Raw genomic sequence first — 13,102 nt, forward strand, 5'->3', positions numbered from 1 at the left:
GGTCATCTGCCCCCCTTGGGTGATCGGCTCGCTCGGCCGATCGCGGCGCGTGCGCCGGGGACCATCCTGGCCAACACCGACTGACCGCTCCATGGCGTTCTCTTGGCGTTCTATGATGCTCTGTTGGCAGGGGCCCGCCAGGGCCGCAGGCCGAGAGTCACCGGCGGCGGACGCGGTGCGGGCACCGGGCCGTTCCTGCCGTCGTCGTTCCCGTGGACGGCCACCCATCGGAGGCGGTTTTGCTGGGGGATTTCGGAACGCTGCTGCGGCAGCACCGGTACTCGACCGGGTGGACGCAGGAGCAACTCGCCGAGGAGTCGGGTATCTCGACGCACGCGATCAGCGTGCTGGAGTCAGGGCGGCGGCGGCCTCGCCTGTCGTCGGTGGCGCGGCTGGCCACGGCCCTGGGGCTGGACCCGGCCGACCGCGACCGGCTGCTCTCCGCGGCACGTGGGGAGTCGGAGCCCCGGCCCGGCGGGGAGCCGGCCGAACACGTGGTTCCCCGCCTGCTGCCGTACGCCGTACCGGACTTCACCGGACGGCTCGACGAGGTGGACCGGCTGCTGGCCCTGGCCGGCGGACCGGGCGGCGCCCAGGCCCGTCCGCTGGTGATCTCGGCCATCGACGGCATGGCCGGTGTCGGCAAGACCGCCTTGGCCGTCCACGTCGGGCACACCCTCGCCGACCGGTTCCCGGACGGCCAGCTCTTCGTGGACCTGCGCGGTTTCACTCCGGGCCAGCGGCCGCTCGAACCGGGCGCGGGGCTGGCGAGTCTGCTCCGGGCGGTCGGAGTCAGCGAGACCGCACTGCCGTCGGGCACCGAGGAGCGCGCCCGGCTGTGGCGCAGCCGGGCGTCGGGCAGGCGGTACCTGATCGTGCTGGACAACGCCGTCGACGCCGAGCAGGTCCGCCCGTTGATCCCCGGCGGCCCGCACTGCCTCGTGCTGGTGACGTCCCGCCGGCGCATGCCCGCACTGGACGGGGCGGTCAGCCTGCCCCTGGACGTGCTGAGCCATGACGAGGCCGTCGAGCTGTTCTCCCGGATCGCCGGCCCGGAGCGGGTCACGGGCCACGCCACCACCGTGGACGAGATCGTCGCACTGTGCGGAAAACTGCCGCTGGCGTTGCGGATCGCCGCCGCCAGGCTGGCCCATCATCCCGCCTGGACGCCCGTCGAGTTGCTGCAGCGGATCCGGCGTCCGCAGAAGTTATTGACCGAGCTCTCCGACCACGACCGGAGCGTCGCGGCGGCCTTCGTCGACTCCTATCACGCCCTCACCCCGGCGCGGCGGCTCGCGTTCCGGCTGGCCGTGCTGCATCCCGGTGAGGACGTCACGCCGCACGCCCTCGCCGCCCTGGTCGACGCACCGCTGGACGAGGCCGAAGAGCTCCTCGAGTCGCTGCACAACCACCACCTGCTGATCGAACACGCGGCCTTCCGGTACACCTTCCACGACCTGCTGCGCACCTTCGCCGGCGAACTGCTCGCCCGGGAGGACTCCGGGCCCCTCCAACGCGCCGCGCTCATCCGGCTGTTCGACCACTACCGTCACACCGCCGGCTCGGCGATGGACCTCCTGGCCCCGCTGGAACGGCATCACCGACCACGGCCACCCGAGCCCGGCGGCACCCCGCTGGTGTTCGCCGACCAGGCGGACGCGACCGCGTGGTTGGCCCGGGAGCAGGCCAACCTGCTGGCGCTCATCCGCCACGCCACCGACGCCGACCTGCCGCAGTACGCGGCGGACCTGCCGGCGCTCCTCTGGCGCCACCTCAAGCGCCACATGCCCGCCCACGAGGCGCTCGGACTGGCGACCCGCGCCCTGCGGGCCACCCGGCAACTCGGCGATCCGGCCGGTGAGGCAGCCGCACTGCGGCATCTCGCGGGCATCCGGTACCAGCTCGGCGACCTCCCGCAGGCGCTCGACCTCCTCCACCGGGCGCTGGAGATCCAGCAGCGGATCGGCAACCGCAACGGTGAGGCCCATGTCCTGGCCAACCTGGGCCTCGTCCTGACCCGGATGGGACGCCTGGAGGAGGCGCTCGACCACGAGCGGCGGGCGCTGCGGCTCAGCCGGGAGATCCCCGAGCCGGCGGTCGAGGCGATCGTCCTGATCAATCTGGGACCCACGCTGACCAGGCTCGGACGGCTGCCGGAGGCCCTGGAGTACCACCAGGAGGCGCTGGAGTACCACCGGCGCGGCGGCAACCGCCTCGGCCAGGCCATCGTGCTCCAACAGTTCGGCGAGTACCAGCAGAAGCTGCGACGCCACCCGGAGGCCCTCGACCTGTACCAGGAGGCCCTGGAGCTGCACCGGGACCTCGGTGACACCTTCGGTCAGGCCGAGGCGCACACCCTGCTCGGCGACGCGCTGCTGGCCCTGGACGCTCCGGCGAGCGCGCTGCAGCACTACCGGGCCGCGCTGGCGTACCTCCCGCACACCGGCGAGCGGTACAACCTCGGCCGCATCCACACCGGGCTGGCGCGCACGCACCTGTGTCTGGGGGAAGCCGACACCGCTCGGAAGCACGCCGAACAGGCCGTCGAGATCCACACCTCGCTGAACATCCCCGAGGCGGACGAAGCCCGGGCCCTGCTCGACTCCCTGACGGAGTGACCCGGGCCGCGCCCCGGGCGTCCGCTTCGGTCGGGGCCACCGGGGCCGCCGGGGCCGTATCGGTGACGTCCTCCGGGTGCGGCCGGACGACCGGGTTCACGGCCGTCCGTGGCGGCGGCGGTTGAGGGGTGGGAGCGGACCCGGGGGCCCGCTCCCACCTCACTCACCGCACCGTGCTCAGTTGATCGGGCCGCATGCCCAGGTGTTGCTGTTGCTCTGGTCGATCAGACACGCCTCCAGGCTATTGCCCGGACCGTCGTAGTAGTACGGCGACTCGGCGCCGCTGGTGGTCGCGCCGTAGATCCATTTCCAGGCGTTCCGGTCGAAGACGCCGAACAGACAGTTGCCGTCGGTGGCGGTCGGGTCGATCGCCATGTAGTCGTGGTTTCCGTCCCCGAGCTGGATGATCTCCGTCGCCGCACAGGGCCCGTGCCCGAACGGATGGTTGCCCTCTTGCGCCTGGGCCTGGGCCTGGGCCGAGCCGGCGGTCCCGAGCCCGATCCCGGCCGCCGCCACCGCGGCGATCGCGGCGACGACGACGCGCTTCCTGGCGCTGGTGAATCGCATGGCGCTCCTCCAAGGAGTCGATTCCGCCCCGGAGTTGGCACCGGGGACACCCCGAAGCCCATCAACCGGCGGAACGGCACACAACCGGTCGAGAGCCGTCCCGGACAGTCCCGGACGCTCCCGGACAGCACCGGCTGCCGTCCTGGACGGCGGTAGCACCGTGGGGAGTTGCACCCGGGGACCGTCCGCCGAACAATTCCCCACCCGCTCACGCCGGGTGACCCGCGTCGAGGCCGCGTTCACTCGTCCTCAGAGCCTCCACTTGTCTCCCAGGCGGCAGTGACACATCCCTCTTCCCAGTGCCACCGGCCTTTCGCCTCGCCGTGTTCGAGCAGCTTTAGGATCCGCTTGAAGGCCGCTTCCGGCGGGACGTCCAACGCGACCATCCGAAACCGCTCGATGCCCTCGCCGGTGGTGCCGAGCCGGTGGAAGGTCTCCAGCACGGTCTGCCGGACGGCGGCAGAGCCTGCGTCCTTCAGGACGATCAACCGGATGGTGCAGCTATCCGAGGGGTGCACGGTCTCACCGGCCCACCGCAAGCCATCGCCATCGGCGTTCACGATGCCACGGACGAACCATGGGGTGTCAGGCACGGGCCCTGCCGCTCGCTGTCGAGGAGAGCAGTTGCCGGTGTCCGCACGAGAGCGAGTGGACGCGGTGCCGTTTCGTCCTGGTGTCTCCGCTCAGCAGCGAGGTTCAGGTCGAGATCCGCTTCGGCCGCTGGACCTCGCCGGCCGCACCGGGCTGGACGGTAGGGCGGCCGGTTCCACGATGCGACCCGGCGGCTGAGCGGGCAGATCGGGTCAGGCCATAGCGCCGCAGCACCTTGGCGTCGACCCGTTACCGGCCGAGGCCCGCCGCGGTGGCCGCACCACCGCGGCGGAGCGGGCCTGCCGGGCGGTGGGCTGGGAGTTCGTCCGGGTCGGCGAGTCGGATCCGGTCTGCACCAGCATCAACGACTCCCCCGCGGCGGCAGATCCGCCATCACCTCCGTCAGTGAGCGGACCCGAGGCAGCCGGCGGGGCGAGCGAGAGCCTGGAGGTAAGGCCGTCGGCAGCCGTGTGTGAACGCGGCGTGGGTCACAGTGGCTGCCGCCAGTTGCGATAGGCGTGCGGGGGCCTGGCAAAGCCGCTGTCGCTGAAGGGGTTCGGCAGCGTGCCGTCGAGGGCGCCGGTCAGGAAGTCTCCGAAGCCCACCGCGAAGCGGACCCAGGGTTCCTCCCTGGAGTGGTGCCGGCGTTTGAAGACGACGACGTCCCACCGGTCCGGGTCGCGGGTGTCGCAGAGCCAGAAGGCCACGTCGCCGTTGGCACTGCTCGCGAAGGGGAGGAGCCTTCCCTTCTCCAAGTCCGCCGGGTCGGTGCTGGTTTGGGCCTCCGGTCCCTCCCTCGGGTCGAAGTCCAGCCCGTCCATGAGATCGCCGCACGGGGAGCCGGCCACCCGCGGCGTGCTGACGCCGAGGTACTCGTCCAGCTCGCCGCCGCCGTAGAGCGTGACGAAGTCGCGGTAGTCGGCGGGCAGGCGCAGGCCCGTGGTCCGCGCCAGGTCCTCCCAATCCACGGTGTCGCCGGGGACGCTCGGCTCCCCCAGCAGGGCTGAGAGGCGGGTGATGGCCGGGTGGACCATGATGGTTCTCCTCCATGCGTGGCGCGGTTCGGTCAGCCACCGTATTGCCCGGCGCCGCCCCAGCCGGAAGACGCCGTCGCCGAACGCGGAGTACGCCACGGCAGCCTCGAAGTGACGCTGGGCGGGTCCCCGGTAGCCTACCGATCGTCAAGGTCATTCGAGACGGGACAGCCGGCAGATCCGCGCGCCCACCCCGGTCGGCCCCCAGGGGCCAGGCCGCGGCAGGAGAAGCCCTCGCGGCACCCAGCCTGGTCCACGGCCCCGTCCCCCGTTACCGGCCGAGGCCCACCGCGGTGGCCGCACCACCGCGGCGGACGGCGTCGGCCATCGTCCGCTGGGCGTCTTCGGCGGGCGCCGGGCCCCCTTCACGACGTACCACTCGTCGGCGCCGTCGTACCGCACGTCCAGGACCGCCCGGCGGCCGTCCCAGGTGGTGAGCAGGGTGAGGTCGCCGGTGACGACGCCGACCTCGACGGTCATGACGCCGCCCGGGCCCGCCGCGATGCCGGTGGCGACGAATGGCTCGGCCCCGGCGCCCCGGCGCCCAGCCGACCGGCGGTGGTCACGAGCCGGCCGGGCAGGTGTCGAGCACCTGGGCGACGGCGGCCTTCTCCGGCTTGGTCACCCGTCAACTCGTAGTACGCCTTGACGCCGGTCCAGACCCCGGCGTAGCCGCACCACGCCGACTGGAGCGGGGGCTTCCACCGGTCGGGGGTCTGGTCGCCCTTGCTGCGGTTGGAGGCGGCCGAGACGGCGATGAGCTGGGGGTGGTCGAGGTCGTTGCCGAAGGCCCTGCGCTTGGCGTCGCTCCAGGTGTCGGCGCCGACTGGCGGGAAGCGTCATTCCAAGCAAGCGATATTCGGAGGGCTTCGGCGTCGGCGAGCCGTAGGGTTGGCGCGCCAAGACAGCCTGTAAGCAGGGGAGAAGCGTGCGGTCTGAGGAACATGTGGGGTGGGAGCGGGACTTCCCGGTCCGGTATCTCCTGGTTCAAGGAGATACCGGCGATGAGGAGGAGGGCGTGCTGTGGGGGCGGTGCGCCGAGGTCGAGGGCCTGTTCATGGACCCGCCGCTGCTGCCGCGAGAGGTCCTGACACTGCGCGGCTGCCCGCGCGAGAGCCTACTGGTCCAAGCCGTGACGGCCAGCGCCGAACCGGTGCGGCTGCTGGGAGACGGAACGCTCTCGATCGAGCCCGTGGATCCCTCCAACGACGGGCCGTTCCGCTTCTGGGACCTGGAGGACACGGCTGTCCTGGCTCAGTGGCCAACCCCCGGCGATTCCGGGCGTGTTGACATCGTCGTGGGCACCGGTGTCAGGGAGGACGACTTCTGGGGCAGCAAGCGGCTGCCTTCGAGGCCGCGGTTCGACCTGTGGTTCCCGTCGCTCCTGGAGGACGGTCCTTCGGGCGGTTGCCGTTCCATTGACGGCCTGTTCACCCCGCGCCCGCAGCGACCCACCCAGCCCGTGCATCTGATCGGCTGCGAACCCGCGGAACCGCTGATGGCCCTGCTGTGCCGCCCCCTTCCGCAGAAGGGCGATTCGATCGCGCTCCGGTGCCTCGACCGCTGTGGCCGAACGATGACCAGCTACCGCCTCGACCTGCACCACGTCGAGGCGCGCCCGTCCGTCCTCGGCGGAGCCCTGATCGACATCACGCTCACCGACCCTGGTGATGACCGCCCCACTCTGGCCGCCCGCCCAGTCTGGGAGATCTGGTCCGCCGGTGTTCCCACCATGCCCAACCAGTGGGCACAGTTCGACGCAAAGGGCCAGTCCGAGTGGCTGGACCTCACCCGCATCGGCCCGTACAGGGTGGACGGCCGCTCGGGCGGGACGTACCACCTGGACGGACAACACATCACAGACGAAAGCGGCTTGTTTCTGGCACTCGGGGAAGCCCTGCTCGGGCCGGGCGCCCACTACGGGAGAAGCCTTGAGTCGGTGAAGGACTACCTGGGCGGTGGACCCTCCGTCGTCTCGCCGTTCACCCTCGTCTGGCACGACGCCGACATCGCCCGCGACGCTCTCGCCGGACGCATCCTGGACCATCACGGCGGCCGCTCCTACTTCGACGTGACTGTGGACCTCCTGCGCGAGTACGGCGTCACCGTCATGCTCCAGTGGAGGAGGTGACGGACAATCCCAGACCCCTTGAAGACGGCACCTGACCTGGAGAAGGAACGGAGTGGGACAACGGCCAGGCCATCAGGGCCCGGCCGTATCGTCTCCCGGTTCCCGGCTGGTGCGACGACCTTCGAGGTAGGCGGTCCAGTCGGTGGCGGCGCGGCGGCGCCGCTTCACCAGGGTATTGGTGTGGAGGCCGAGCATGGGAGCGAGGACGGCTGGGGGCATGTCCTGGGCGAGTTGGACGAGGGCGGTGGCCCGGGCGGGGCGGTTGGGGATGCCGTGAGCTGCGAGGCGGCGCCCGAGCCGTCCTCCGCTGAGGTGGCGTCCGGGTTCGGTGGAGGGGAAGAGCCAGTGGTCCGGGTGGTTGGCGACCCAGCCCGGTGGCGTCGGCTGGTTGGTGAGTTCGGTCAGAGGCCAGGCCACGGGCTCGGGCAGGCGGATGGGGACGCGGTCGAGGACGAGGACGGTGTCGTTGCCGTGAACGGTCACGGCTTCGGTGGGAAGTGCGGCGATCCGGGTGAGTTCCAGTCCGAAGAGGTAGAGCAGGGCGCCGGCGGCACGGACGTCGAGCGGCAGCGCGGTGTCGGCCAGGCACCGGTGGAGGATCTCCCAGTGCGAGTCGTCGTCGAGTGCGGCCGGATCGGGCCGGGGCCGGACGGGGACGGTGAGCTCGCGGGCATGGCCGCGGCGGTTGGCCCAGATGAGGAAGTCGCGTAGGTCGTAGCGGGTGCTGCGGCCTTCGGTGAGCCACTGGTCGACCTCGTGCTGGGTGACCGCCGGGCGCGTCGCACGCCCGCCGCGGATCCATCGCGACCATGCCCTCTCCGAGCGCGGCGGTGGATGCGCCCATCGGCACCGACTTGCCGACCCCGGCCGACACGGGCTCGGTGTCCGACCCGGGCATGAAGGCCGGGCAGTGTCTGGGAGCCGTTCCACACCTGGTACCGGCGGTGGCCCTGGCCTCCGCCGGCCTCGGCTGAGCGACGGTGAGTCACCTGCACGCGAACCCGCCAGCGCGGTAGGGGTACAGCAGGAGAAGGCATGGACCGGACCGGTCGTGGCTGGAGTCTGCCCTACGGGCACCGCGGGGCGGACTGCGGTGCCGACCCGAGGCGGGGCGCGGCTTCGGGGCTGGACGGACCGGCTGCGGATCGACGCGCGCCGACCGGTGCCGGTGCCGGTCGCCGTCCGGGCCTGCTGCGGCGGTGTCTGCTGTGCGCCGGGTGGCCGTCCTCGGTGCTGCTGCGCCCGCCGCCGGGGTCGACCACCGGAGCGGCCGAAGCGCGCCTCGGCCGTGGTTCGGCGTCAGGCGGTCGGGCCGGTTGCGGCGGAGCGGAAGGCGTTCAGGCGGCGTTCGATGTCCTCTGCGCTGTTCTTCCCGTAGCGCGCGGTTCCGCGGAGCTGTATCGCGCGGCCGTCCCGCAGGCGCAGCACGATCATCGAGACGCCCGGGCCGGGGTTCGGCGGGCTCGCGACAGCCACCTCCGCGATGTCCGCCCAGCCGACGCGATGTGGTCGGCCCATCGAGCGTTCGACGATGCCGTCCGGGCCGATCACCAGGCCGATCCGGGCACCCTGGTGGGTCCAGACAGCGGAGAGGACCAGGATGACCGCGTACATGATCTTGGCGCCGATCGGCTCCAGCGCGATGCCTGCCACGGAGAACAGGAAGAACACCGTTCCCACCGCCACGATGACCAGGCGTTGGAACAACGGATACACCCTCACCGGCTTCAAGCGTGCTGCCCCGATCTGATCGTTGGCCGTGCGGCCATGGCGGTGTCACAAGGTGCGGTCCCGCCCGCGCTCGGCGGGCTCGCCCGACTTCCACCAGCGCTCCCGTCCGACCCCTCGGGACGTGTCGAGCCGACGGGTTGTCAGCTCGGATGATGCTCCACATCCCTTGGTACGTCGGTCACGACCGCCGGCCCGGTGGAACCGGGCGGCCAGAGTACCGGGCTCTGCTGCCCGGACTCGGGCGGGGGCACGGCGGGGCCTCCGACCGAGGCCTGCGCCGGCGCCGCCAGGGAGCCACCGTGGTCCTTGACCCAGACCCGAGCCCGCGGGCGCGGGCTGAAGGTCTTCTTCCTCGACACCGAAGGCGTCACCGAGCGCGGCGTCCACAAGGAGTACCTGATCGAAGGCGCACGGCAGGGCGATGTCGTCGTGCGCTCCGAGGCCGTCCCCGCTCTGGCCCGACCGTGCGCCAGCAGCATTCGTGGTGGTTACTGTTCCACCCCCAGGGCAGCAGGCCGCCCGGGCTCGGGAAGACCGGAGTGGCGCCCGGCGGATTCCAGTAGCACTCCTCGCCCTCGACCTGGTCTCGGAAGCTGATGTCGGTGTCGTCGCGCCACCAGGCCAGACCACTCGGTTCCATGCCGCGCAGTTCCGATGTCGGGGTGTACACACCCCACTCTCCGTTCAGCACCACCCCGCCGTACAGGTCGATGAACGCCCGTTAATCCGAGGGGAGTTGGAAACCCACCTCAACGGGCGCCAGGTCCCACGGAACCCAGGACTGGGCGTAGAGCGGCTCCCCCATGATCGCCCGAAGTCGATTCCACGCCTCAGTCATCCCCTTGCCTTCCTGCCGACCCATCGGCCTCACCGGTGTGAACCCTAGAAGACGGCTCGGACAGGCCTCTCATGAAGACGGTAGCCCCCGCTGCCCAGTGATCCAGAAAGAGAGGGCCTCGACCCCACCAGAGGAGAGCCAGGCCGAGATCGAGCACGCGCACACCACCGTCTTCGCGGTGGGCGACCATGACGGGGTGGGTGTGGTCGACTGGTGGGCCGCCGGCGGCGCGGTCCGCAGCGGACCAGTTCGGTGCGGCACCTTCCCGGGTGTCGTCGCACCCCTCGTCACACGGATTCCCGGCTGGCTCAGCGGTGACGACGTCACCCTCGACAAGGTCCACTGAACCGCACCTCCATCGGCCCGAAGTCACCGGCCCGGACAGCGGCTCCGCCGGTGGCCATCTGCCGTCGCGCCCGGGCCCGCACCGGCAGCCGCCACCACGAGTACACCCGGGTGCGCGGCCGGCACGCCGACCAGGTCAGTGCCCGGCTCGAGTGCGGCGGAATCGACGTTATGCGGAGGTCGCGGGGGCAGTTTGGGCGGCAGTAGCTGTGGTGGTGACAGGTCCGGGTTCGCGAGTGTTACCTGATGAAGCGTCAGAAGACGTGTCCGAGGCTGCGACCGGGCCGGCGGTGGGGCGCCGCTCGTCCAGTTCGCGCCAGTGCGGTCGCAGTGCTGGCAGGACGGTGCTGGCGAGGTAGAGGCCGGCGCAGGAGTACAGGACCGGGACCAGGCCGACTGCGGTGACGGCGGCGCCGGCCAGCATCGGGCCGAGCGGGACTCCGACCGACCCGGCCGAGTCGGTCAGCGCGGAGACCCGACCGAGCAGCGGGCGCGGGATCCGTTCCAGCATCACGGCGTTGAGGATCGGGTTGACGAAGCCGATGGCCAGGCCGTCGCCGACGGCGACCAGCAGGACCGCCCAGAGCGGCAGGTGGAAGGCCATCACCAGGAACCGCGGCGGGCCGGCGATCAGGAAGGCGATCACGTAGGTCGGGCGGCGCTTCAGCCGCTCCGCGAAGGCGGTGGCGAGCGCCGAACCGCCGACCGCGGCGATGCCGAACACCGAGCCCAGCGCGCCGATCGCGGCCGGGCCGCCCCCGTACTCCTTGGCCCACACCGGGATCAGTAGCGATCCGTACGCCGCGTCGACCAGGTTGGTGACGCTGAGCATCACGGCGATCGAGCGCAGCAGCCGGTCCTGGTGCAGGAAGCGGATGCCTGCCCGGAGCCGGTCGAGGTAGCGCTCCGACTCGGCTTCCCCGTCCGTCGCTTCGCCCGGTTCTCCGGCGTGCTGCGGCCGGGTGCCGCCGCGCGGGCCGGTCAGTGCGATGAGGGCGGCGGAGAGCACGAAGCACAGCGCGTTGGCGGTCATCGCCCAGAGCGGGCTGAGTACCGCGATCAGTGCTCCGGCGGCGGCCGGGCCGGCGGTGCCGGCGAGCCGTTCCAGGGTGCCGACCAGGCCGCTGGCACGCTCCAGTGGGATGCCGGCCTGCTCGGCGACCTCAGGGGTCATGGTGCGCTTGGCGACGTCGCCGGGGCCGCGGGCGAGGCCGATGGCCGCGGCGAGGATCAGCAGTGCCCCGTAGGGCAGGGCGTCCAGCCAGTAGCAGAGCGGGACCAGGCCGACCACCACCGCGCTGACCAGGTCGGCGAGGACGGCGAAGGGGCGGGAGCCGACCCGGTCGATCAGCGGTCCGGCGAGGGTTTTGCCGATCACCAGCGGGACCGCCTCGCAGAAGGCGACCAGGCCTGTTTGGGCGGCGCTGCCGCTGGTCGCGAGGACCAGCCAGGGCAGCGCGATCATCGTCAGCCGGGTGCCGAACAGTGAGACGGTGTACGCGGCGAGCAGTCCGTGCAGCGAGGAGCGTCGGTGGCCCTGGGGGGCCGAGGGGTCGGCGACGGGCTTCCGGGAGGGCATTGCGGTCCTTTCGTCACTCCGGCCGGTGCGGGGACGTTCGGTCGGAGGGCTGGTCGGCGGGCGGGGGTCCGGCGGGCGTGGGCGTCGGGCCGGTGAGTGTCCCGGGGCGCGGGAAGGCCTGGAGCTGCAGGACGACGGGGGCGGTGTCCGGGTCGTGGGCTGCGGCGGTGTCCGGGTCGTCGCGGTGGTAGCGCCCGATCACCTCGAAGAGGTCGGAGACCAGTGACTCCAGTTCCTCGGCTGTCAGTCGCAGTGCGAAGTCGCTGGTGCTGCTGGCCTCCCGCCACGCGGTCGGCAGCAGGTGCATCTCGGCGATGGCGGCGCGGGTCTGTTCGGCGTAGTAGTCGGCGACGTTCTGCAGGTAGGCGCCGGCCAGCGCGGCGGACTCGACGTCGGCGAAGTCCTCGGTGTGCACGCGGGTGGTCTGGTGCGCGGCCCGCCACCAGCGCTCGCGGCCGGACGGGCGGGGGTCGGGCTCGGCGAAGCCGTACGCGGCCAGCTGGCGCACGTGGTAGCTGGCCGAGGCGGTGCTGATGCCCGCGCGTTCCGCCAGCCGGGTGACGGTGGCCGGTCCGTCGCTCCGCAGCAGGCCGAGCAGCTTCACCCGCAGGGGGTGGGCCAGACCGCGCAGGCTGCGGGCGTCCAGAAGGACTTCGCCGCCCGGGTTGGGGCCCATCGGCCAGGGGCGGTCGGCGGGTTCGGGGTGGTTCGGGGTGGCGCTCATGGCAGCAACGTAGATTCCCAAGAGTTCTTTGGCAAGACTCCTTTGCCAAGGAGTCTTGGGAAAGTGGACGGGCTGGTCGGGCCGGTCGTGCTGACATCCGGGCGCACCTCCTGGAACGGCGGGACGGGCCGGTCCGGGTGACCTGACGGATGAACACAGCACTGGTCCGGGTCCTGGCTGAGGCGGCGGAGGACGAACGCCCGTACAGGGAGCGCCAGGGCTACCGACCAGCGTCCGGGAAGCACCACCCCGGCACGACGACAGGAGTGGCCGCGTTACGCTGCGGCGAGGTTCTCCTCATCGTCGATCGCGTCGTACAGATGGGTGCCGTGAGCCCACTGCTTGAGGACGTTGCGGCCGACCAGGGTCAGGTCCCCCGGTGAGTCCTGCGATGACCAGGCCGACACCATGGGAACGACCGAGCCGTCTCGGCCAGGCCGCACCGCCCACCGGCGCGCAGCCGCCAACCCGACCCGCGCGGCGACGTCCCCGGCGCGCTCGGCATCCTCCGGGCCGCTCCACGCGCTGCCCGTCCTCGACCGTTCAACGCAGCCGCTGCAGCTCACCGTGCTGCGCCGTGTCCTCGACAGGATCGCCCGGAGGACGCTCACTCGGACCCCGCGCATGCTGGGGCGCGACGGCCCGGTCGGCCGGGCCGTCCACCCGGCCGGGCCGACCGGGGTGCGCTGCCCGCTGGCCGACGAGGACGGTGCGGCCGGCCGGTTGAGCACCGTGGTCGCCGAGCGGCCGCTCGAGCACGCGCGCGCCGTCCGCCTCGCCCGGGCCCGCTTCGACGCCCGCGCCGAGCAGCCGCTCGTCCGGCTGCCGCAGGCGTGAGGGCCGCAGGGCCCGCGCCAGCTGCCGCCGGGGCGGCAGCAGCCTGCTGAGCGAGGCCCCGGCCATGACCAGCGTGCTCGCCGCGACCACGGTGGCAAGCGCCTGGA

12 protein-coding genes are annotated in these 13,102 nt (G+C 72.0%); 5 read left to right on the plus strand and 7 right to left on the minus strand.

The annotated features are described in order from the left end of the window. Nucleotides 1-239: 239 nt before the first annotated feature. Nucleotides 240-2,618 carry a tetratricopeptide repeat protein gene (locus AB0O91_RS28150; RefSeq protein WP_363438593.1) on the plus strand — a complete coding sequence of 793 codons (2,379 nt, stop codon included), beginning with the start codon at nt 240-242 and terminating at the stop codon, nt 2,616-2,618. A gap of 177 nt (nt 2,619-2,795) precedes the next feature. On the opposite strand, the gene AB0O91_RS28155 is transcribed toward AB0O91_RS28150, so the two are convergent. The 3 genes from AB0O91_RS28155 to AB0O91_RS28165 form a co-directional block, all read right to left on the minus strand. Next, the gene (locus tag AB0O91_RS28155; protein ID WP_363438596.1) at nt 2,796-3,185 is read right to left on the minus strand and encodes a hypothetical protein; all 390 of its coding nucleotides are present in this window, start codon (nt 3,183-3,185) and stop codon (nt 2,796-2,798) included. A 239-nt stretch (nt 3,186-3,424) separates the two neighbouring features. Next, a complete protein-coding gene (locus AB0O91_RS28160; RefSeq protein ID WP_363438599.1) occupies nt 3,425-3,778 on the minus strand; it encodes a DUF4265 domain-containing protein in 354 nt (117 codons plus the stop codon). Between the two features lie 486 nt (nt 3,779-4,264). Further along, nucleotides 4,265-4,810, minus strand: a complete 546-nt coding sequence (locus AB0O91_RS28165; protein ID WP_363438602.1) for an SMI1/KNR4 family protein — start codon at nt 4,808-4,810, stop codon at nt 4,265-4,267. Between the two features lie 928 nt (nt 4,811-5,738). On the opposite strand from AB0O91_RS28165, the gene AB0O91_RS28170 reads away from it, so the two are divergent. Continuing rightward, entirely contained in the window at nt 5,739-6,941 is a 1,203-nt protein-coding gene (locus AB0O91_RS28170; protein ID WP_363438605.1) for a hypothetical protein, read from the plus strand. Nucleotides 6,942-7,013: 72 nt separating this feature from the next. On the opposite strand, the gene AB0O91_RS28175 is transcribed toward AB0O91_RS28170, so the two are convergent. Together AB0O91_RS28175 and AB0O91_RS28180 are read right to left on the minus strand one after the other, a co-directional pair. Beyond that, a complete protein-coding gene (locus AB0O91_RS28175) occupies nt 7,014-7,424 on the minus strand; it encodes a hypothetical protein (RefSeq protein ID WP_363438607.1) in 411 nt (136 codons plus the stop codon). An 816-nt stretch (nt 7,425-8,240) separates the two neighbouring features. Next, nucleotides 8,241-8,648, minus strand: coding sequence for a hypothetical protein (locus AB0O91_RS28180; protein WP_363438610.1), 408 nt, complete (start codon nt 8,646-8,648; stop codon nt 8,241-8,243). Nucleotides 8,649-9,607: 959 nt separating this feature from the next. On the opposite strand from AB0O91_RS28180, the gene AB0O91_RS28185 reads away from it, so the two are divergent. Further along, entirely contained in the window at nt 9,608-9,856 is a 249-nt protein-coding gene (locus AB0O91_RS28185) for a hypothetical protein (protein ID WP_363438613.1), read from the plus strand. A gap of 168 nt (nt 9,857-10,024) precedes the next feature. Here the strand turns inward: AB0O91_RS28185 and AB0O91_RS28190 are convergent, their stop codons facing one another. Beyond that, the gene (locus AB0O91_RS28190) at nt 10,025-11,434 is read right to left on the minus strand and encodes an MFS transporter (protein ID WP_363438616.1); all 1,410 of its coding nucleotides are present in this window, start codon (nt 11,432-11,434) and stop codon (nt 10,025-10,027) included. Nucleotides 11,435-11,447: 13 nt separating this feature from the next. Next, entirely contained in the window at nt 11,448-12,158 is a 711-nt protein-coding gene (locus tag AB0O91_RS28195) for a helix-turn-helix domain-containing protein (RefSeq protein ID WP_363438619.1), read from the minus strand. A 149-nt stretch (nt 12,159-12,307) separates the two neighbouring features. On the opposite strand from AB0O91_RS28195, the gene AB0O91_RS28200 reads away from it, so the two are divergent. Further along, nucleotides 12,308-12,541, plus strand: coding sequence for a hypothetical protein (locus AB0O91_RS28200; RefSeq protein WP_363438621.1), 234 nt, complete (start codon nt 12,308-12,310; stop codon nt 12,539-12,541). Nucleotides 12,542-12,782: 241 nt separating this feature from the next. Next, nucleotides 12,783-12,995, plus strand: coding sequence for a hypothetical protein (locus AB0O91_RS28205; RefSeq protein WP_363438624.1), 213 nt, complete (start codon nt 12,783-12,785; stop codon nt 12,993-12,995). Nucleotides 12,996-13,102 lie beyond the last annotated feature (107 nt).

The sequence above is a fragment of the Kitasatospora sp. NPDC089797 genome (assembly GCF_040684795.1).
In the GTDB taxonomy this organism is placed as follows: domain Bacteria; phylum Actinomycetota; class Actinomycetes; order Streptomycetales; family Streptomycetaceae; genus Kitasatospora.